This is a genomic window from Oxobacter pfennigii (genome assembly GCF_001317355.1).
GTDB lineage: Bacteria > Bacillota > Clostridia > Clostridiales > Oxobacteraceae > Oxobacter > Oxobacter pfennigii.
Window position 1 is genome coordinate 164467 of record NZ_LKET01000016.1, and the last position, 20539, is coordinate 185005.

A 20539-nucleotide genomic window follows, 5' to 3' on the forward strand; every position below is an offset into this window, starting at 1 on the left:
ATCCTTTCAAAAAATATTTATATTTTTTCTTTCTGTCTTTGCCTGAATCTCCTAACCTTCATAAGGCTGGCGCAGGTGTCATCGCACCACTTTCTGTTCTTTTTCTTGCTTTCATCAATAAAAAACCACCCGCATTCAGGATTCTGGCATATTCTCAGATTGTTAACATATTGTGAGGAATAAAGCCTGGAAAAAGACGCAGCAATTTCAGCCATAAACCATTTCCAGCCGTGGACTAATGGCTCTTCATATAATTTTCTGTTTTCTTTATCTACATTAAGCACTCTAAAAAAACTTACACATGACATATAACCATTGATAAACTCTATATCATCATTAAGCAGTTTTTCTCCTCCGGCTATCTTCGCAAAAATTTCTGCTAAATGTTTTCTCATATCTATCAGTCTTTTTAACTCTGCTTCTGTGGGAGCTGATAATGATTTAATATTCCACTTGTCAGCGAAGCTTAACAGCCAGTCATTGTTTCTTAAGGGATCATTAAATAATTTATGTGTAATGTACCAACTGCTGTTTACAAACTCAAGGCATAAAAAATCCATGACGTAACCTCCAATTTAATTGTTGACAGTTACAAAGCTTTGAATTAATATTATTATAATAATGTAACTAAAAAATGTCAAAATACAGGTTACATAAAAAGGAGGAAAATATGATAGAGGACAGTTTATATTCAGAAATTGAAGCTGCGGGTTTCAAAATCAAAGTTTTTAAAGCTGAACACTTAAAAGAAATCAGCAGAGACTTTAAAACATTTGCAGAACAGGGATTAATAGATAAAAGTTTCTATAGAAATAACCTTGCAGATTTTAACTATGACTACATAAGTATATTACCTGATGCAAAATCAGTGATGGTAATTGCCTCTCCACAAGGTAAAAGCCTTGCTGAATTTCAATTTAAGGGAAAATCCTTTGATATGGTCGTTCCTCCTACATATATATATCCAACCATTGATAACCGGGTAACAGGGATATTAAATCGCGTTTTCGCAGAAAATGGGCATGACTTTGTAAGAGTCCGCCTGCCATTTAAATTATTAGCCGTCAGAAGCGGATTGGGACAGTATGGGCGGAATAATATTTGTTATGTATCAGAGTTTGGAAGTTTTTTCAGATTGTCGGCTTTTGTTACCGACTATGAATTTGAGGAGGACAGCTGGGGTGAGGTTAAGGCAATTAAAAGCTGCAGCAGCTGCTCTCTGTGCATTGATAATTGCCCTACCGGTGCAATTGATAAAAGCAGGTTTGTGATTCGGGCTCATCATTGCCTGACAAATTTTAACGAGAGCGATGAACCAATACCTGAATGGGTAAATGCTGACTGGCATAATGCTGTTGTAGGATGCATGAGATGCCAGGATGTCTGTCCTCATAATAAAGATAGAATTAATCTGGTAGAGGACAGGATTTGCTTTTCTGAAAAAGAGACAGAAATGATACTTGACGGAAAAGATTTTGAAAGTCTTCCCGAGGAAATGAGAAATAAGATATCTTTCATGGGAATGGAATCTTATTTGCATATTCTTCCAAGAAATATCCGCTTGATTAAGGGGCTTATTAAATAAATTATTATTGTAACATTTTTATTTAAAAAATAACAAAAGAACAGTCTGGATAAGCGTTTCCGGCGCCGATAATGATACCGTTGAAGGAATGGCTTTAAACAGGAGCGTGGATTTTATAATTGAGACTTTGGATGAATAGAATAGAGAATTATTCCTTTGAGATTGAGATCAAGGTGGCAATTCAAGATATGCACCTCAAATGCTAGCCAGAAACGGCTAATACTTGGAGGTGCATTTTTTATGTATACTATAACACAAAGAAAATAAGATGTATAACATATAACTGCAAAAAACGTAGTTTTTTTTATTGCATAAATAAATAAAAATCAGTATAATTTAAATCGATAAAAGTTTATCGATATACTGTTATCGATTAAATTTGAGAGGAATAGTGGCATGACTGATAATGAAAAAATAAACCCGCCCATTTCAATTCAGACACTAAAACGCCTTCCCTTATATCTTGGATATCTCAAATCTCTTGATAAGGATGAAATTAAGATCATATCCTCACCCATAATAGCTAAAGCTTTAAATCTGAATGAAGTACAGGTAAGAAAGGATCTTGCTTCGATAAAAAGCGGCGGCAGGCCAAAGACAGGATATCTTCTTGAAAAACTTATTATAAGCCTTGAGGAGTATCTTGGATATGGCAATATGAACGAGGCCGTACTTGTAGGGGTAGGCTGCTTAGGCTGTTCACTTCTTAAGTATAATGGCTTTGAGAACTACGGAATGAAAATACTCGTTGGTTTTGATGTTGATGAGTCTGTAATAGGAACGGAAATAAACGGTAAGCGCATATTTCCGATTTCAAAGCTTAAAGACCTTTGTCAAAGACTTCACATAAATATCGGAATAATAACAGTTACAGGGGAAAGCGCCCAGGAGGTATGTGATTTGCTTTTGGAAGCCGGCATCCAAGCAATCTGGAATTTTACTTCAATTCAGCTTAACGTACCTGACGGCATTATCGTTCAAAATGAAAATATTGCTTCCTCACTTGCCGTACTTTCAAAGCATCTGAAGAAAAAGTCAAAAGTCAGAAAATAGACTTTAAGCACACCAAACGGTACATACCAAAAATTTGTACAAACAAACCATTATGAATACTATCATTTTATTTCATAAACACAGAAGATTGATTTATATAAGCCACTATACTTCAGGTATTACTGTAAGCAACTGTGTTAAATAAATAACTTATAATAAATGTCTTTAAGTCAGGATGTACAATTCCAGAATCTCTTATCCTTAATTTGAGTACAAAACTCAGCCAAAAATATTATTTATAACTTGTTTTAATAATTGGAGGTTAAATTAATGGCAAACAGTATTTCATCTAAATTTGACCGTGCCTGTATCATTCTGGACAAATATGACCGCAGTCCAAGCAAACTTATCCCGATTCTCCAGGACATACAGGCAGAGTACAAGTATCTTCCCGAGGAGATAATGACTTTTATATCTGTCGCCCTTGATATATCTCCTTCGACAGTTTATGGAGTTGCGACATTTTATGCGCACTTTACTCTTGAACCGAAAGGCAAGCATGTTATTAAGATATGTGACGGAACGGCATGTCATGTAAAGAAGTCGGAAGGAATCCTCAATGCTCTTGAAAAGGATCTCGGATTAAACAAGAATAATAAAACTACAAAAGATATGATGTTTACCCTTGAAACCGTCGCATGTCTTGGCGCCTGCGGGCTCGCGCCGGCCGTAGTAGTAGATGAAAAGGTCCACGGACTCATGACTCCTGAAAAAACCCTTGCGCTCTTAGACAGTATTAAAAAGGAGGAATTAGATAATGTCCAATAATATTACTCTTGAAGAGAGAAAACAGATTTTTGATGAATGCATGAGTCAATATAAAGCCAGAATTATCATATGTGCCGGAACGGGCTGTGTGGCAAACGGTTCTCTTGAGGTGTATGCAAAATTCCTGGAAGTGATAAAGGAAAAAGGACTTTCGGTTGCTGTTACCACGAGGAAAGAAAAGGCAGATTATATCATTTCCGAAAGCGGTTGCCAGGGTTTCTGCCAGATGGGCCCCCTCGTTACTTTATATCCTCAGGGCGTACTATATACTAAAGTAAAGCCTGAAGATGTGGAGGAAATTGTGGATGAAACACTTGTTAAAGGGAAGCTTATAACACGCCTTTTTTATCACTCTCCCAATGATGGCACAGCAAATGCCGATATACAGCATATTCCTTTTTATAAGCTGCAGCAGCGCACAGTACTTAAGCTCTGCGGATATATAGATGCTCAGGATATAGAAGAATATATTGCAAACGGCGGATATGCAATGGCCCGCAAGGCTATTTGTGAAATGTCTGACAAAGAAATTTGCGACACAATGCTGGAATCAGGCCTTCGCGGACGTGGCGGCGCCGGCTTCCCTACAGGGAGAAAATGGGATTTGACGCGGATTCATAAAAGCGATGTCAAATATGTCATCTGCAACGGTGATGAAGGAGATCCCGGTGCCTTTATGGACCGCTGTGTTATGGAAGGCAACCCTCACAGCGTGCTTGAGGGTATGATTATTGCAGCTAAAGCCATTGGCGGTACAGAAGGCTATATATATGTAAGAACGGAGTATCCTCTGGCTGTTGAAAGGCTGAGGATAGCTATAGACGATGCAAGAGCAGCAGGTATTTTGGGAAAAAACATTTTCGGAAGCCATATGGAATTTGATATTCATGTTATGGAAGGTGCCGGCGCTTTCGTATGTGGCGAAGAAACAGCGCTCATTGCTTCCATTGAAGGCAAGCGGGGCATGCCGGTTCCCAAGCCTCCTTTCCCTGCAGAAAGCGGTTTATTTGGAAAGCCGACAGTCATAAATAATGTTGAAACCCTTGCCTCAGTGCCTATTGTAATGCAGATGGGCTCAGGTCAATATTCATCAATAGGAACGGAAAAATCAAAAGGCACAAAAACCTTTGCCCTTACAGGACATGTTGCAAATACCGGCCTTATTGAGGTTCCCTTCGGTACAACACTAAGGCAGATTGTGGATGATATCGGCGGCGGAGCTGTAAATGATGACGGAACAATCTGCGGCAGTGATTTTAAAGCTGTTCAAATAGGCGGCCCCTCCGGCGGATGTCTGACTAAAGAACACTTGGACATGCCACTTGATTATGAAAACCTTGGAGCGGTAGGCGCTATGGTGGGATCCGGCGGACTTGTTGTCATGAACAATCAAACCTGTATCGTCCAGATAGCCAGGTTCTTCATGCAATTTACTCAAAATGAATCCTGCGGAAAGTGTGTACCCTGCAGAGAAGGTACAAAGCAAATGCTGGCGCTTCTTGATGATATCATTCAGGGGAGAGCAACAGGTGAGACTCTCAATCTACTTGAAGAGCTTGCAAACACTGTGAAGATCGGTTCGCTGTGCGGTTTGGGCAAGACTGCCCCCAATCCGGTTCTGTCCACTTTAAGATATTTCAGGGATGAATATAACGCCCATGTTTTTGAAAAGCGTTGTCCGGCAGACAGATGTGAAGCTTTTAAAAAGTATGCCATTAATTCGGAAAAATGCAAAAGCTGCGGAGCTTGTTCAAAAAAATGTCCGGTAAGCGCTATTTCAGGTGAAAAAGGCGTTCCTTATATCATCGACAAGGATAAATGTATAAAATGCGGCGCCTGTATGCAAACCTGCAAGTTTAGCGCAATAGCCATTGAGTAGGAGGGGTATGAAAATGATTAAAACACTAAGTGCTGTTATAGATAATATCGAGGTGCAAATAGAAGACGAGCGCAATCTTCTGGAGCTTATTAAAAAAGCTCACATCGAACTGCCGACTTTCTGCTATCATTCCGACATAAGCATTTATGGAGCCTGCCGTATGTGCATGGTTGAGGTTAGCGGCAGAGGTATTGTGCCGGCCTGTTCCACTCCTGTAAGCGATGGTATGGTTATCAGTACCAATACAAAGCAAATAAGAGACATGCGTAAAATGATTGTTGAGCTTATGCTTGCAAATCACGATCAAAATTGTACAACCTGTCCAAAGAGCGGCGATTGCAGGCTCCAGAAAATTGCTCATCAGATGGGTATTTCAACAGTCCGTTTCAAGCAAACTGAAGCATTCCCTCAAATGGACCTGTCTTCTGATGCAATTCTTCGCGATCCTGCAAAATGTGTGCTGTGCGGGGACTGCGTACGTGTTTGCAGGGAAATCCAATCAGTGGGTGTCCTTGACTTTGCCGGCCGCGGTGCCAATTCCGTTGTTACTCCAAGCTTTAAAAAAGGAATCGGAGAAGTTGAATGCGTAAACTGCGGGCAATGTATAAAGGCATGTCCTGTAGGGGCGCTAACTCCTAAATACCAGATAAACGACGTCTGGAATGCCATACATGATAAATTAAAGACTGTTGTCGTACAAATTGCGCCGGCAGTCCGTGTAGCCCTGGGTGAGTATTTCGGATTTGAGCCCGGGACAGTAACAACGGGGCAGATTGTTTCCGCTCTACGTATGATGGGCTTCAATAAAGTATATGACACATGCTTTGCAGCCGACCTGACCGTTATTGAGGAAGGCAACGAGTTTTTAAAGCGCCTTGAAAAGGGCGATAATCTTCCTCAGTTTACTTCATGCTGTCCAGGATGGGTGAAATTTGCAGAGCAGTATTATCCCGACATGCTGCCGAACATCTCCTCCTGCCGTTCCCCTCAACAGATGTTCGGGTCACTTTGCAAGGATAAATTGACAAAAGAAGCAAACATCAAGAGAGAAGACTTGGTTGTAGTCTCAATAATGCCCTGTACGGCCAAGAAATACGAGGCGAACAGGGAGGAATTCCGGGTAAACGGAAATAAGGATGTAGATTTTGTTCTTACCACCCAGGAACTGGCCCTCATGATTAAAGAACGCGGTATAGAATTTAGCAGTCTTGAGCCTGGTTCCTTTGATATGCCCTTTGGCTTTAAATCAGGCGCATCTGTAATTTTCGGTACCTCCGGAGGCGTAAGCGAGGCAGTTTTAAGATATGCGGTTGATAAAGTTACGAATAATTCTTTTACCGATTATAAGCAGCTTCGCGTGGATTCCAATCTAAAGATTACCGAAGTCAACGTTGGAGGCAAAGTTCTCCGCTTAGCTATTGTCAGCGGTCTTGGCAATACCCGCAAGCTTATAGATAAAATACGCCGCGGTGAAGAATACTTTGACCTTGTTGAGGTAATGGCATGCTGCGGCGGCTGCGTAAACGGCGGCGGACAGCCGGTGACAGATTCAAGCAATGGAGTAAAAGCCCGTGCCAAGGGTTTGTACGACAATGACGTAATGCTTCAGGTACACAGCTCTCAGGAAAATCCTTATCTTCAGAAGGTTTATGATGCGGATCTGGATGAACATAAAGCCCATGAATTGCTGCATACCGTTTATAAAAACAGGAAGAGAATTTCCGGAGAAGATATTATGATCACAGAAGCAGGAACAGATAAAAAGCTTCAGCTTAAAATATGCTTCGGAACAAGCTGCTTTATCCGGGGGTCTCAGGATTTATACAGAATGCTTATGGAATATGTCCGTCAAAGAGGTATTGAGGACCAGACAGAAATTATAATCTCGTTTTGCAGTGAGCAGTGTAAAAAAGGACCTGTTATAAAAGTTAATGGCAAATCAATTAACCAATGCACTTTTGAAATGGCTGTAAAAGAAATAGAAGAGATAATATAAAATATACCTAAATCATGAATCTGCTGTAAATAATCAAAGCATTGCGAAATATGTTGCAAACGTATTTCGCAATGCTTTAATATCAAAAGTGGAGGTGGATTTTTATGCCATCAGCAACAAATATTAATCCGCTCAATAACCATCAGAAAACAGTATACACGGTTACCGCAAACTGCCAGGATTGCTACCGCTGTGTCAGGGTATGCCCTGTGAAAGCCATAAGCGTGCGCAATGGACAGGCAAGAATTGAGGACAATTTTTGTATAAAATGCGGAACATGTGTCAGAGAGTGTCCTCAGCATGCCAAAACCATCCGCTCGAGCCTTGATTTGGTTAAGGATTTGTTATCTTCCAAAAGACCTGTGGCTGTAAGCGTTGCTCCCTCCTTTGCAGCAATTTTTGACGGATGGCGTGCAACCCGGCTTCCTTATGCATTGCACAAACTTGGGTTTAAATATGTTTCGGAAACAGCCGAGGGGGCTTTGCTGGTTACGGAAGAAACATTGAAAAATAAAAATAAAGGAACTATTTGTACTGCCTGCCCCGCTGTTGTTAACTATATAGAAAAGTATCGTCCTGAGTATACTGATATGCTTATTCCGGTAGTTTCTCCAATGGTTGCCCATGGGAAACTCCTGAAGAAACGTCACGGCAAGGATTGTGCCGTGGTTTTCATAGGACCTTGCGCAGCAAAGAAGCTGGAGGCAGTACGTCCTGAAAACGCCGATGCCATTGATGCCGTTCTTACCTTTACCGAACTTATTCAATGGCTTAACGAAGAGAGAATAGACCTTGCCGCTTGTCCCGAAGGGAATTTTGAAAGTTACGGCAATATAGATAAAGCGCGCCTTTTTCCACTGCAAGGCGGTCTTCTAAAAACCGGCAGCATAGATTGTGACGGCACAAATGCCGACGTGATGCATATTAGCGGGGCTAATGATGTCATAGGACTCTTTGAAATCCCGCCTTCAGACTGGAAGTACTCCGTTGTGGAGCCCTTGTTCTGTTCGGGAGGATGCATAAACGGCCCAGGTATTTCCACAGATAAAAATATTTTCATAAGAAAGCAGAATGTTATTTCCTATGCTGAAAAATCTACGATATCAGATAGGGACATTGACAGAGCGATTTCATCAAGAGCCTTATTCGAAAACGAGAACATTAGCCTTTCTGCTTACGAGGTAGATGAAAACAGAATAAATCAGGTGTTTGAAGCAACGGGCAAAAGTGATCCCAAGCTTCAATTGAACTGCGGAGCCTGCGGCTATGAGTCGTGCAGAGATAACGCAATTGCTGTTGTTAAAGGAATGGCTGAGCCTGAAATGTGTATTCCGTACATGCGCAGGCTTGCAAAGCAGCATAGCGACAGAATCATTGAAACTACTCCAAACGGAGTGATAATCTTAAACAATGAATTGCAAATAATGCATATGAATCCGGCCTTTCAAAAGATGTTTATATGCAATAACGGAATACTGGGGCGGCACATTTCCTACCTTCTTGATACCAATGGCTATGAAAAGCTTGCGTCGGGATCGGTGAAACTTTATGAGGCTATAAAAAGCAAAAACGGTAAAAAGTATCATGAGCTTTTGTATGCTCTTCCTGATGAATCCCAGTATGTAGGGCTGTATACCGACGTTACTAAAATAAAATTCGACGACAGTCAGATTGATCTTATAAAAAATCAGACTCTGGAACAGGCAAAAGAACTTCTTGATCATCAGATTAAGTTTTCGCAGGAGATGGCTCACTACCTCGGAAAGAGCACGGCGCGAAGCGAAGAGCTGGTCATGCGTATTATGGATTTGTTCGAGGAATAGCATTCCGAGCAATAAGATTGCGTGGAATAAATTCTATCTAAGTTGAGGTGAAACAGTTTGAAGTTTTTTGAGGATTTTGTGGGACAGGCTAAAAAAATGGGAAAGCTTGTGTGCGGAGATGTCTTTTTGCGTGAGCGCACACTGGATATAACCGAGTTCGTTCTTTGTGACGGTATTGGTTCCGGTGTTTATGCCAATATTGCAGCGATATCCTGTGCCAGCCGTATCATCGAACTGTTCAAGGCAGGCATAACTCTTCGCTCGGTATGTGAAATGGTGGCTGATTCTATGCACAGGGCAAGAAAAGAGGATATCCCTTTTTCAGCCTTTTCTGCTGTCAGGATTCTTCACGATGGTCAGTTTACCGTATTCACATACGAAGCTCCTGAGCCTATTCTGATAAGAGATGGTACGGCAAGTATTCTTAAGCAGCATTTTCATACGGCAAGCTATGAGGTTATTGGAGAATGTTCGGGTATGTTATCAGTAGGAGACAGCCTTGTCATATGTTCTGACGGTGTCACTCAGGCGGGCTTAAGCCATGGCTTGGACCTGGGAATAGGTTCATCAGGCCTTGTTGATTTTATCAATCACTGTTTGAGCAGGGGATGCGCCTTAAAAGAGCTTCCTGAGAGGATACTGAAAATGACATCCCTGGTATCCAGCGGGCGGTATGAGGACGACACCACTGTTGCAATACTTAACTGCCGTGAATCCCAGCAGATTACCGTGCTGTCCGGGCCTCCTATTATTAAATCCAAAGACAGGGATTTTATAGATGAATTCATGACATATCCCGGAACCCGTGTGGTATGCGGTTCAACCACAGCCGAAATATTATCCCGGGAGCTTAAACGGGATATAAAGCTTAAAAACGCCGGCACTTCCTTTGGGAGCCCTCCGGAATATTTCATGGAGGGAATTGATATGATCACCGAGGGCGTAGTTATACTCAATCAGATTAACAATATTCTTGATGAAAATCCTGGTGCCTTCAGCTATGATTCTCCTGTGGAGCGGCTATGTTCTTTAATGCTCAAAGCTGATGTGGTTACTTTTATGGTGGGCCGGGCTATGAACTATGCCCATTCGGACCTTATTTTTAAGCAGCTTGGAATACGCCCCAGAGAGACAACAATAAGGCTTATTGCAGAAAAACTCAAGGAAAAGGGCAAGCTTGTTGTAAATAAATTTTATTGATGTGATATGGATTGGACTTTTAGGTAGCTGATGTTTTCGCGCTGATCAAGGCCCTTTGAATGAAGTGCTATTATAAAATACTTATAATTAAGAGAGTGATAATCATGGAAAAAAGAAAAGTATACGTTGACAACGCAGCCACCACTGCGCTTTCCGATAGGGCGTTTAATGCCATGCTTCCTTATTTTAGCAATTGCTATGCCAATCCTTCAGCAATACATGAGTATGGACTGGATGCAAGAGCTGCCCTTGAACGGTCTAGAAGGATTGTTGCAAAGGCAATAGGAGCTAGAAATAACGAAATTTTCTTTACCTCCGGAGGAACAGAATCGGACAACTGGGCGCTGCGGGGAGCAGCAGAACTGCGCTCATCGAAAGGGAAGCACATAATTACTACCTCTATTGAGCATAATGCTGTAATAAAGACGGCTGAAGTCCTTGAAAAACAAGGATATGGGGTAACCTACCTGCCTGTCGACAAACATGGAATGATAACGCCTGAGCAGCTTTCAGACGCTATAAGGGAGGACACGGTCCTGATAAGTATTATGATGGCCAACAACGAAATCGGTACCATCTTGCCCATAAAAGAGCTGTGTAACGTTGCACACAAAAGGAAAGTGCTTTTCCATACAGATGCGGTGCAGGCAGTTGGACACATTAAGATCAATGTCAGGGAGCTGGGAGTCGACATGCTTTCCATGTCCGCACACAAATTTCAAGGCCCCAAGGGTATAGGTGCGCTGTATGTAAAAATAGGCTGTCCAATCCCTCCCATTATATATGGAGGAGGTCAGGAAAGAGGTTCAAGGTCAGGAACTGAGAATGTGCCTGGCGCAGTGGGTATGGCTGCTGCAATCGAGGAAGCTGTGGCACATATGGAGGACAACAGCAGAAAAATTATTTCAATGAGGAATAAGCTTATCCAGGGTATATTGAAAATTCCCGGATCCTATTTAACAGGGGATCCCGAAAACCGCCTTCCGGGAAACGCTTCCTTTGCTTTTGACGGGATGGATAAAAAACCTATCACTACGGCCTTAAGTAAAGAGGGCATATTTGCAAGTTCGGCAAGCGCATGCAGCGCAGGCTCGATAAAGCCTTCGAGGATACTGCTTGCAACAGGGGCTACGGAATCCCTTGCATATGGCACCCTGCGGATTACACTTAATGAGCACAACAGTGAAGAGGATATTGACTATTTGCTGGAAGTTGTTCCTTTAGTTATTTCAAAGCTGCGAATCGGAGAATAATCTTTATTAGTTTCATCTTACCGATATTCTCCCCAAGCGCGGGCATGAAAAATACTCTGCTCTCTGAATGTACGGACTTGTATGGAAGATGTGTTACGGTTAAAATATTAAGAATTTAACTCTTGTTTGTGTGACTCTATAGTGATATAATACGCTTAATTTAATATAGGTATAGATTTTATATATAGAGGGAATTTAATGGCAACTTACAGAACCGGAATAGAAACAAAATTTAAAATTGAAAATGCTGCAAAGAAGCTTTTTTATTCAAAGGGAGTGGAGAGTACCACATATGCACAAATAGCAAAAAAAGCTAATGTGGACATTAGCTCAATCGTATACCACTTTAAATCATTCGATAATCTTATGTTAGAAATTAAAAATCATCTATCTAAAGACAGGAAGCTATTAATAAAAGAGAAAATTAACATACAGTATCCGAACAATAATTTTGCCGAGATGATATTAAACGGTGTTGAATACCGCAAAAAAATGGAACTCTACGCAGCATATCCAAAGTACTACCGTTTTTATCGCGATGTATATTATAAAGTACAGCACAAATCTGCTGAAAGTCTTATTATGAATATGTATGATAAAGAATTATCGTTAAATCTTGATTTAAAGCAGAAAATACTTTATGAATCAATAATCACACCTTTTCAATTTACAGTGCCAGACTTCTTCTTTTCGGAAAAAGTTCAGCTGAATCCACACGAGGTCTGCGATTTCCATGTCAGATATATTCTGAAAACCCTCGGACAAACCGAAGATTTCATAAATAAACATATCCAGACCACAACCGAAATTTCTTCCAATATTGAAATTACTTGCGATAACTCTATGAACCTATCATAAAAAGCTGCCCTATACCGGCCATAGCTTACGGTTATAGGGCAGCTTCAATAGTATACTCTTTTATTGCGGCTGTTCTATAAATATATCTCATTATAGTCAGACTGTTATATTGCTTTACCCACCTCTCATTTACTTCTTTCAAAATTTTTTCCTTTCTTTATGTTTATGCTCTTTATGTTCCTGTGTCAAATTCCAATAATCTAATGATTTCCACGTTCAAATTTCCTTTTTATACATACTATTATTAATTAATTGGAGTTTAGATTAAAGATACATTGATATAAATTTTAATTCTACATTATATTTTAAATGTATATAAATGTTTGCGTTTAAAGTATAACATACGACGAAAAGTATCAACAAATCTACGTATATAAGCACAATATAATATAGTTGTTAAATTAATATATTTATTAAATTTATATTGACATGATTTTAACGCTATGTTAATATCAAATCGAATTGCACATGCTTAATTTTAAGGCAATGCAGGATGTCCTAAGAAATGTTGCTAGCGCATTTCTGGATATTTACTTTTTTAAGGCTTAATTTTATATGTTTAGTTGTATATAAATTAAATAGTAAAATTTGCGAATAAACATGCATTGCTAAAACAGTCATAAGCAATTATAGGCCGGCCTGTGTATTTATTAAAATGAATCAGTTCAATTTTAATGAAGAAAGGGGAATATGATATTATTCAACATGAATGGGTCATATAATGAAAAAATGGAAACATTTCAGAAAAAGCCAATTTCAAAAACCATTAAGTACTTTTATGGTATAGGTGATCTGGGTTTCACGCTTATGACAAACTGCGGAGGATATTTTTGGATATACTTCCTGACAAATGTTAATAAATTTTCACTTTCTACTATCTTGCTTATGACTACACTTCCATCAATAATCGGCATACCAATTTCACCTTTATTCGGTGCTATCATAAACAGTATCAAACCTATGAAATGGGGGCGCTATCGTTCCTGGCTGATTGTTCCTATACCGATAATGCTTATATTCTTTAGTATGCAGTGGTCTAAGATTGGCGGAGATATTCTCGCGCCTACTCTTTGTGTGGTATTTGCATTCATAGGAAGCCTGGCAACCAACTTTATGTATGTTACCAACGCGTCGTTGATTGCCGTAATTGCGAGCACACCGGAAGAAAAGGCACAGATGTCCGCTACAAGAGGAATGTATAATAATCTTTCAAAGGTTATGTGGGCTTATGTAGGGACCCCATTCGTAGCCCTCATGACACTTTTGCTTAATAACGAAACACTTGCTTATAGAGCAGTACAATTTACTTTTTGTGTTCTGTGTGCCCTCGGCTTCTATGCACACTTCAAGATGACAGCCGGATACGAAGAAACCGGCGCCCAGGAACTTGCGAAACCGAAAGAAAGGCAGGCTAAAACCAGCGGCAAACAGCTATGGTCTTCCCTCATACAAAATCCACACCTTCTTGCAATGATGTTTATGGACATTGCCAGATGGATAGTTTCCTTCACAATGCAGTCCGCTACAATTTACTTCTTCCAATATGTTGCTCAAAACATGGCTCTTCAGACTACTTACCTTTTTGTTGCTAACCTATGTGCTATTGTCGGTGCTTACATAATGAAATTCTTCGTTCAAAAAATCGGGTCAAGAAACACTGGAATAGTCGCATTTTTCGGGCTTGGTATATTCCTTTGTTTTGCCCGAGCATTCTACCTCAATACTATGCTTGTAATGACCTTTTTAATACTGGCTCAGCTGTTTCTCGGAATTGCTTACACTACGATTCCTGTACTTTATGCCGATGCCGTCATCTACAGCGAATGGAAGATGGGTAAAAACGCTTCCGGCTGGATTATGGGTCTCATGCAGGTACCCCTTAGAGCATCGGGGCTCATTAAAAATCTGATAATCACCGGAATGCTCGCCGTCGGAGGATACAGTGCAGCTCTCGAACCAAAACTGGCAAGTCCAGGGCTCAAGGCTGCTATCGGAAATATGTTCATTGGAATTCCGGGCGCATTGATGGTCGCGGGAGCCTTAATATTCCTGTTGGGATACCGCCTTACCGCCGAAAAAATTAAGCAATACCGTGAAGAAATAGCGGCTAAAAGCATTGCTTAATAATTATGTTTTTGTTGGTTTCACAACTGGTGAAATACAAAAGTGTTTTTAAGCACAAAAAGAGGCGCTGACAGCTGCAGCAATAATGCCTAAAGAATTGGTTATGAAGGGAGAGTAAATATGAGAGAATTAACGCCAAAAGAAAATTATTTAAGACTGGCAAAGGGCGAAATGCCTGATTACGTACCTATTTATATGATTTATGGTATTCCATTCAATGGAATGCTGACGACGAAGTCCGTAAGTCCGAACATATTTAATGTTAATTTCAGCGGACCTGAGGGGGGGACCAATATTTGGGGCGTCAAATATGTATCAAGCAAATCAACCGGCTATCAGGCGCTGCCTGAACCCAATAACTTTATCCTCGAAGATGTCACAAAGTGGGATAGAGTAATAAAGGCGCCTAAAATTCCCGATAGTATTGACTGGGAAGCTATGGCTAAAAAGGATATCGAAGCAGCAAAAATTGACCGGACTCAAACGGCAATGCTGTCCCAATCTCAATTTGCGCCATTTCAGTCATTGATGTCATTTATGGGGTTTAATGAGGGTTTGATAGCAATGTTCGAAGAACCGGAAGCCGTTAAAGAATTGTTCAATTATATGGCAGACTTTTATCTTCCTATAATAGAAAAGACTTTAGATTATTATAAACCGGATATTTATAATATGGGGGATGATACTGCGGCGAAACAAAACCCATTTGTTTCGCTTGAAATGTACCGAGACCTATTAAAACCAATCTATCAAAGACTGGCGAAACCTGCTAACGACAGGGGTATACCGATTCAATTCCATAACTGCGGGCGCTGCGAAGACTTTGTTGAAGATATGATGGATTTCGGCGTTAAATATTGGGATCCAGCACAAACATCAAATGATATTCTTGCTGTAAAAGAAAAATATAAAGGTAAGATAGCATTGTGCGGCTGCTGGGATTGGAAAATTCCATCTGCTTGGCCAGTTGTCAATGAAGAAGAAGTAAGGCAGAGCATCAGAGATACCATCGACCGTTACGCACCAGGCGGTGGATACGCCGTAGCAGCAAATCCCCTCGGTGAATACGGTGATCCTGTAATGCCGATGGTGGATACATGGGTCAAAGACGAAATGATCAAATATGGAAAAGATTTTTATAAGAAATCAAGATAGTTTAAAACATACTGCTGAAAAGTCAGTATTAATTGTTTGAAAAAGTCAAAGTCATATGATTTTTCCGACAAGCAAAAGGGTGCATTATGCACCCTTTTTCATATATAGCTATATATAATCAACATTGTATAATTCATAAAATATAATCTCATAAAAATTTAGTTACCCCAAATTTACTTTATCATTGTCTTTATATTTTTAATAATTTTCACAAGAAAAAATGTTTACTGCCCTATTCATCCGCCTGAGCACAGCTTCAATACGCGCCAACAGCTCAACTGTTTCAAAGGATTTAACTATATAATCGTCAGCACCCAGTTTAAGGCCTTTTACTCTGTCGGAAAGATTACCCATGGCAGTAAGGAAAATCACCGGTGTATTTTCGGGGATATACTGCATTAGGGAGAAACCGTCCATGCCCGGAAGCATTATGTCCATTATAATAAGTGAATATATATTCTGTTTTAAATATTCAATCGCCTCATTGCCTTCGTATGCCTGGTAGCTGGTATGGCCAACAAGCTCGAGGTTCATAGCAATAAGATCGTTTATGGGTTTTTCGTCCTCGACTATGAGGATGTGTGCCATAAGACCACCTCCGCTCTTATTTTATCATATATAGTAAATAGGGGATGTAATAGAGTTGTAAATTTAGCATGGAGGATATTGGAATGGACATTTTCAAAGTTATAAAAAGATATACAAAAAACTACTTAGGATTTACCAAGTAGTTTTATCAAATATTAAAGCATACATATATTAAATTTAAATTTTATTCTTTTTATCCTAATGTCAATTTTATAGCATTCAAGCTGAAGATAAGCAGGATATAACTTTCAAATAAAGGGTACTAATAATTTAGTATCCTTTATTATTGTTGATCTTTATAAAAGCATAAAATAAATGCAAACCGAAGATAACATTGTATGCTGTCTTCGATTGGTGGAGTATTTGATAATGCACTGTATAATTATTATAAAGGATGTGAAAAGTATGATAAGTACGAACTTGAGGAAATTGAGAAAAGTGCGTAGATACACACAAGAAGAAGTTGCTGATAAAATCGGTGTTTCAAGACAAGCTGTTGCGAAATGGGAAAACGCGGAAACAGTTCCGGATATCAATAATTGCATGATACTGGCAGAATTATATGGAGTGACATTGGATGATTTGGTAAATTATTCTGAAGATAAAGAAAAGATAGGTATTCCGCCGAAGGGGAAACACATATATGGATTAGTAAAGGTTGGAGAACGAGGACAAATCGTAATTCCTAAAAAAGCAAGAGAGATATTTAACATTTATCCCGGAGACAGCTTATTGGTTCTCGGTGATGAAGCCCAGGGAATTGCAATCGTTAAAAACGAGAATTTCCTGCAGTTTGCACGTGAAATCTTCAATGTACAGGAATATAAGGAGGAAGATGAATGATTGCAATACAAACAATGAATTTGACAAAGAAGTTCCAGGAGAAAACCGCTGTGAATACTCTCAATCTTTCTATTGAACAAGGTGAACTCTTTGCTTTGCTGGGATTGAATGGTGCAGGTAAGACTACAACTATTAAGATGCTGACTTGCCTTAGCAGTCCTACCAGCGGCGATGCAACTTTGCTTGGAGACAGTATTGTCTCAAATCCCCATGCAGTAAAGGAAAAGATTAATGTGTCACCCCAGGAAACTGCTGTAGCTCGCAATTTATCTGTAAAGGAAAATCTTGAACTGATCACTCAGATATATGGATTTGGCAAGAAAGATATAGAAATAAAAGTGGAGGAGATGCTTACAACTTTTAATCTTACAGAAGTGGCTAAAGATAAAGCAAAAACTTTATCGGGAGGAACCCAGAGACGACTTAGTATTGCAATGGCACTTATTTCCAACCCGAAGATACTTTTTCTTGATGAACCTACACTGGGACTTGATGTTATCGCAAGACGAGAGCTGTGGACTGCCATTGAGAAATTAAAAGGAAATATCACTATAATTCTTACAACCCATTATATGGAGGAAGCAGAAGCACTTTCGGACAGAATAGGAGTCATAGCGAAAGGAGAATTAAAGGCAATTGGAACCGCAGGGGAATTGATCGCAGAGACCAAATCCAGAACACTTGAAGATGCCTTTGTTTCACTGGCTGCAAAAAAGGAGGCAGGAGTATGAAATCATTAGCATTTGCTGCACGTAACCGTAAAGAGATTCTCAGGGATCCTTTGAATATGGTATTTGGCATAGGTTTTCCATTGGCTGTATTATTGCTGTTATCTGCCATTCAAGCCAATATCCCTGTTGAAATGTTTGTCATTGATAAAATTATCCCGGGAATAGCGGTTTTTGGTCTTTCTTTCGTTTCGATATTCTCCGGAATGTTGATAGCTATAGACAGAGGCACCTCATTTTTGATGCGGTTGTTCACGACTCCCCTTTCTGCCTCTGATTATATCATTGGATACACTCTTCCGCTTTTACCCATGGCGATTCTTCAAATTGCCATAAGCTTTGTTGCAGCATTTTTCTTAGGGCTGTCGGTAAGTGTCAATGTTTTGCTTACTCTTATTGTGCTTATACCAACAGCCGTGCTGTTTATAGGAATCGGATTGTTAGCAGGAAGTGTATTAAATGAAAAGCAGGTGAGCAGCATCTGCGGAGCACTATTGACTAATTTAAGCGCATGGTTGAGCGGAACATGGTTTGACTTAAATCTGATTGGCGGTTGGTTCAAAAGTATCGCATATATGCTTCCGTTTGCTCACGCTGTGGACGCGGGCAGAGCTGCCCTTTCCGGAGACTATTCTTCGATTTTACCGCATCTATGGTGGGTAATTGGATATGCCGTTGTTATAATGGTTATTGCAGTTATTGTATTCAGAAAGAAGATGAGCGGCGACAAAGAATAGTTTATAATAAAATTAGAATTAAAATAACATTCAGATAAAATAAAAGGATGCTACTCTTGATTTAAGTAAGTATCCTTTATTTTATTTGAGTAATATGCTTAGCATAATTTTGGCATAAAAAAATTAGCTTGATTTTAAATAAAATAAATATGCACTTCCTTCTATCTATTTTAGGAAAATACGTAGTCATACAGGTTGAATTTGGCCATATATGGAAATATAATTGAGTTATAGAGGACAAATTTAAAAGCATTTAATACCGAGGATTGATAATAATAATTTTAAAATATAGTGAGGTTAAAGAAATACATGAAAAAAGGTAGGGTTTATAAAAAAGTTATTTCTGCTGCAAATGTAGCATCACCAATAGCTTCTGTATTAGCATTAGTTCATCCAGCTTTTCTTGCTATTCCTGTTATTTCCTCAGTGGCAAATGAATTGTTTTCGTATTTTGATTCTCAAAGTACAGAAAAGCGACTTAAAAGTCTGCAAGATGCATTAGAGGCAAAGAATATTGAAATAGAAATTTTTAAATTAAAACTAAACAGATTGGATGAGCATGGAACTTATGTTGTTAGAAACAACTTAAAGCATCTATGCTTATCCGCATTGCCGGAAACTGTGGATACGTTTAATTTAGCCATGATTGATTACATAATGAATGAAGAGCAAGCCATGACAGAATAAGCTTGTGAAATAATCAGGCAATTAAATGCAAATGATATTGAGCTTTTAAAAAAAGTAATTAACTATTTGAAAGCTGGTCCACGCACTGAATATACGAAAAAAATAGCCGAGGCAAAAGCGGCACATGAAGAACAAGAACGAGAAAAGTTATCAGAGAAGCAAGGTAGTTTATCAGGATATAGACCCACTAGGTGGTACGACAGGAATATTTTATATGGCGAGAATACTATAATGTGGTTAGACTTCACCATAACAAATAAACTTGATGTTCCATATATGGGGATATTATTGAATTATGAGTGCAGCAATGAGCAGGGGGCTACTTCACTTAAGTGGACATATATGGCGAAATCAATTCTTAAACTGGAGAGTTTAGGTGTTTTACAGCTGGATTTCATGATGACAACGGGGACATCATCTCCAAATAATATAGAGCGGTTCCATATCACTTTATTTGGGCAAAAAATACTGGGGTATATAAAAGAAGTTGAGAATGGCGGCAATCTCAATCATATTAAAATTGGTATTGAATAAATAACATTCGGATTATCATACTAATCCTATTACCTATTAATGAGAAGCAGGTGATGTCCTGTTACAAATTCGATTCGAATACCCAATAAGGTGATTAGTGAAATCCCTTTTACAGCATATCTATAATGGACTGGTACCCCTAGCCTTTACAAAAGCAAAATTTGAAGATAAACCAATATTTCTTTCCATAGGCTATTCCACTTGTCATTGGTGGCATGTTCGTAAAATGCACCTTTGAAATCGTTGAAATTACTAGATTTACAAAAATAGAAAAATGCGAAATTATAATGAAAGCTTTATATCGTGGAAAGGAGAAGTAAATGAATAACATACCTACAATCAAATTGAAGTCAATTGTACTTGATTGCCCCGATATTCAAGCTTTGTCTGATTTTTATATTCGGATGCTTGGATGGGAAAAGGATTCTGCAGAGGAAGAGGATTTTCTAGCCATCCATTCTCCGCTGGGCGGTGCTAGGATTGCTTTTCAAACCAACACTGACTATGTTCCGCCTGTTTGGCCAGAAGAACCTAATGCGCAGCAGCAAATGTTACACATCGACTTTGCGATACAAAGTAAGGAAGATATGGAACGTGCTGTGAAACACGCAATTTCATGCGGGGCAACGAAAGCAGACACCCAGTATTGCGACGAGTGGACGGTCATGATTGACCCTGTGGGGCATCCATTTTGTTTTGTCGTTTGGGGATATTTATATTAACTTTAT

19 protein-coding genes and 1 pseudogene are annotated in these 20539 nt (G+C 39.4%); 18 read left to right on the forward strand and 2 right to left on the reverse strand.

The window, feature by feature from the left end; translation table 11 throughout:
* Positions 1-17: 17 nt before the first annotated feature.
* The gene (locus OXPF_RS02410; protein ID WP_054873615.1) at positions 18-560 is read right to left on the reverse strand and encodes a CGNR zinc finger domain-containing protein; all 543 of its coding nucleotides are present in this window, start codon (positions 558-560) and stop codon (positions 18-20) included.
* Positions 561-670: 110 nt separating this feature from the next.
* Between OXPF_RS02410 and OXPF_RS02415 the strand changes: the two genes are divergently transcribed.
* The 11 genes from OXPF_RS02415 (at position 671) to OXPF_RS02465 (ending at position 15694) form a co-directional block, all read left to right on the forward strand.
* Positions 671-1585, forward strand: a complete 915-nt coding sequence (locus tag OXPF_RS02415) for a 4Fe-4S double cluster binding domain-containing protein (RefSeq protein WP_054873616.1) — start codon at positions 671-673, stop codon at positions 1583-1585.
* 396 nt (positions 1586-1981) lie between these two features.
* Positions 1982-2638 carry a redox-sensing transcriptional repressor Rex gene (locus OXPF_RS02420; RefSeq protein WP_054873617.1) on the forward strand — a complete coding sequence of 219 codons (657 nt, stop codon included), beginning with the start codon at positions 1982-1984 and terminating at the stop codon, positions 2636-2638.
* Positions 2639-2908: 270 nt separating this feature from the next.
* Complete coding sequence (gene nuoE, locus OXPF_RS02425) at positions 2909-3406, forward strand: NADH-quinone oxidoreductase subunit NuoE (protein WP_152967677.1); 498 nt, start codon at positions 2909-2911, stop codon at positions 3404-3406.
* Positions 3396-5285 (forward strand): NADH-quinone oxidoreductase subunit NuoF, encoded by a 1890-nt coding sequence (locus tag OXPF_RS02430; protein ID WP_054873619.1) that lies wholly within the window; start codon positions 3396-3398, stop codon positions 5283-5285. Before nuoE ends, OXPF_RS02430 begins: the two co-directional genes overlap by 11 nt.
* A 13-nt stretch (positions 5286-5298) precedes the next feature.
* Positions 5299-7281, forward strand: coding sequence for a [FeFe] hydrogenase, group A (locus tag OXPF_RS02435; protein ID WP_054873620.1), 1983 nt, complete (start codon positions 5299-5301; stop codon positions 7279-7281).
* 104 nt (positions 7282-7385) lie between these two features.
* Complete coding sequence (locus OXPF_RS02440; protein WP_054873621.1) at positions 7386-9104, forward strand: [Fe-Fe] hydrogenase large subunit C-terminal domain-containing protein; 1719 nt, start codon at positions 7386-7388, stop codon at positions 9102-9104.
* 57 nt (positions 9105-9161) lie between these two features.
* Positions 9162-10304, forward strand: a complete 1143-nt coding sequence (locus OXPF_RS02445; protein ID WP_054873622.1) for a SpoIIE family protein phosphatase — start codon at positions 9162-9164, stop codon at positions 10302-10304.
* 104 nt (positions 10305-10408) lie between these two features.
* Entirely contained in the window at positions 10409-11557 is a 1149-nt protein-coding gene (locus OXPF_RS02450; protein ID WP_054873623.1) for a cysteine desulfurase family protein, read from the forward strand.
* A 198-nt stretch (positions 11558-11755) separates the two neighbouring features.
* Positions 11756-12415 (forward strand): TetR/AcrR family transcriptional regulator, encoded by a 660-nt coding sequence (locus OXPF_RS02455; protein WP_054873624.1) that lies wholly within the window; start codon positions 11756-11758, stop codon positions 12413-12415.
* 729 nt (positions 12416-13144) lie between these two features.
* Positions 13145-14539 (forward strand): MFS transporter, encoded by a 1395-nt coding sequence (locus tag OXPF_RS02460; RefSeq protein ID WP_160317128.1) that lies wholly within the window; start codon positions 13145-13147, stop codon positions 14537-14539.
* A 120-nt stretch (positions 14540-14659) separates the two neighbouring features.
* Complete coding sequence (locus OXPF_RS02465) at positions 14660-15694, forward strand: uroporphyrinogen decarboxylase family protein (RefSeq protein WP_054873626.1); 1035 nt, start codon at positions 14660-14662, stop codon at positions 15692-15694.
* 198 nt (positions 15695-15892) lie between these two features.
* Here the strand turns inward: OXPF_RS02465 and OXPF_RS02470 are convergent, their stop codons facing one another.
* Positions 15893-16282 (reverse strand): response regulator transcription factor, encoded by a 390-nt coding sequence (locus OXPF_RS02470; protein WP_242854300.1) that lies wholly within the window; start codon positions 16280-16282, stop codon positions 15893-15895.
* A gap of 405 nt (positions 16283-16687) precedes the next feature.
* On the opposite strand from OXPF_RS02470, the gene OXPF_RS02475 reads away from it, so the two are divergent.
* The 7 genes and pseudogenes from OXPF_RS02475 to OXPF_RS02500 all read left to right on the forward strand — a co-directional run bounded on the left by OXPF_RS02475 (position 16688) and on the right by OXPF_RS02500 (position 20533).
* Complete coding sequence (locus OXPF_RS02475; protein WP_054873680.1) at positions 16688-17125, forward strand: helix-turn-helix transcriptional regulator; 438 nt, start codon at positions 16688-16690, stop codon at positions 17123-17125.
* Entirely contained in the window at positions 17122-17856 is a 735-nt protein-coding gene (locus OXPF_RS02480) for an ABC transporter ATP-binding protein (RefSeq protein WP_054873627.1), read from the forward strand. The genes OXPF_RS02475 and OXPF_RS02480 overlap by 4 nt, the downstream gene beginning before the upstream one ends.
* Entirely contained in the window at positions 17853-18590 is a 738-nt protein-coding gene (locus OXPF_RS02485) for an ABC transporter permease (RefSeq protein WP_054873628.1), read from the forward strand. The genes OXPF_RS02480 and OXPF_RS02485 overlap by 4 nt, the downstream gene beginning before the upstream one ends.
* Positions 18591-18899: 309 nt before the next feature.
* Positions 18900-19277 carry a hypothetical protein gene (locus tag OXPF_RS02490; RefSeq protein WP_054873629.1) on the forward strand — a complete coding sequence of 126 codons (378 nt, stop codon included), beginning with the start codon at positions 18900-18902 and terminating at the stop codon, positions 19275-19277.
* Between the two features lie 66 nt (positions 19278-19343).
* Complete coding sequence (locus OXPF_RS22270) at positions 19344-19811, forward strand: hypothetical protein (protein WP_054873630.1); 468 nt, start codon at positions 19344-19346, stop codon at positions 19809-19811.
* Between the two features lie 72 nt (positions 19812-19883).
* Positions 19884-20031, forward strand: a pseudogene (locus OXPF_RS21565) (DUF255 domain-containing protein); the annotation flags it as partial.
* 100 nt (positions 20032-20131) lie between these two features.
* Positions 20132-20533 carry a VOC family protein gene (locus OXPF_RS02500; RefSeq protein ID WP_054873631.1) on the forward strand — a complete coding sequence of 134 codons (402 nt, stop codon included), beginning with the start codon at positions 20132-20134 and terminating at the stop codon, positions 20531-20533.
* Positions 20534-20539 lie beyond the last annotated feature (6 nt).

Bases quoted from the DNA above. Each gene is read 5' to 3' on its own strand.
- OXPF_RS02410 (WP_054873615.1), bottom strand. From the start codon at position 560: ATGGATTTTTTATGCCTTGAGTTTGTAAACAGCAGTTGGTACATTACA.
- OXPF_RS02415 (WP_054873616.1), top strand. From the start codon at position 671: ATGATAGAGGACAGTTTATATTCAGAAATTGAAGCTGCGGGTTTCAAA.
- OXPF_RS02420 (WP_054873617.1), top strand. From the start codon at position 1,982: ATGACTGATAATGAAAAAATAAACCCGCCCATTTCAATTCAGACACTA.
- nuoE (WP_152967677.1), top strand. From the start codon at position 2,909: ATGGCAAACAGTATTTCATCTAAATTTGACCGTGCCTGTATCATTCTG.
- OXPF_RS02430 (WP_054873619.1), top strand. From the start codon at position 3,396: ATGTCCAATAATATTACTCTTGAAGAGAGAAAACAGATTTTTGATGAA.
- OXPF_RS02435 (WP_054873620.1), top strand. From the start codon at position 5,299: ATGATTAAAACACTAAGTGCTGTTATAGATAATATCGAGGTGCAAATA.
- OXPF_RS02440 (WP_054873621.1), top strand. From the start codon at position 7,386: ATGCCATCAGCAACAAATATTAATCCGCTCAATAACCATCAGAAAACA.
- OXPF_RS02450 (WP_054873623.1), top strand. From the start codon at position 10,409: ATGGAAAAAAGAAAAGTATACGTTGACAACGCAGCCACCACTGCGCTT.
- OXPF_RS02455 (WP_054873624.1), top strand. From the start codon at position 11,756: ATGGCAACTTACAGAACCGGAATAGAAACAAAATTTAAAATTGAAAAT.
- OXPF_RS02460 (WP_160317128.1), top strand. From the start codon at position 13,145: ATGGAAACATTTCAGAAAAAGCCAATTTCAAAAACCATTAAGTACTTT.
- OXPF_RS02465 (WP_054873626.1), top strand. From the start codon at position 14,660: ATGAGAGAATTAACGCCAAAAGAAAATTATTTAAGACTGGCAAAGGGC.
- OXPF_RS02470 (WP_242854300.1), bottom strand. From the start codon at position 16,282: ATGGCACACATCCTCATAGTCGAGGACGAAAAACCCATAAACGATCTT.
- OXPF_RS02475 (WP_054873680.1), top strand. From the start codon at position 16,688: ATGATAAGTACGAACTTGAGGAAATTGAGAAAAGTGCGTAGATACACA.
- OXPF_RS02480 (WP_054873627.1), top strand. From the start codon at position 17,122: ATGATTGCAATACAAACAATGAATTTGACAAAGAAGTTCCAGGAGAAA.
- OXPF_RS02485 (WP_054873628.1), top strand. From the start codon at position 17,853: ATGAAATCATTAGCATTTGCTGCACGTAACCGTAAAGAGATTCTCAGG.
- OXPF_RS02490 (WP_054873629.1), top strand. From the start codon at position 18,900: ATGAAAAAAGGTAGGGTTTATAAAAAAGTTATTTCTGCTGCAAATGTA.
- OXPF_RS02500 (WP_054873631.1), top strand. From the start codon at position 20,132: ATGAATAACATACCTACAATCAAATTGAAGTCAATTGTACTTGATTGC.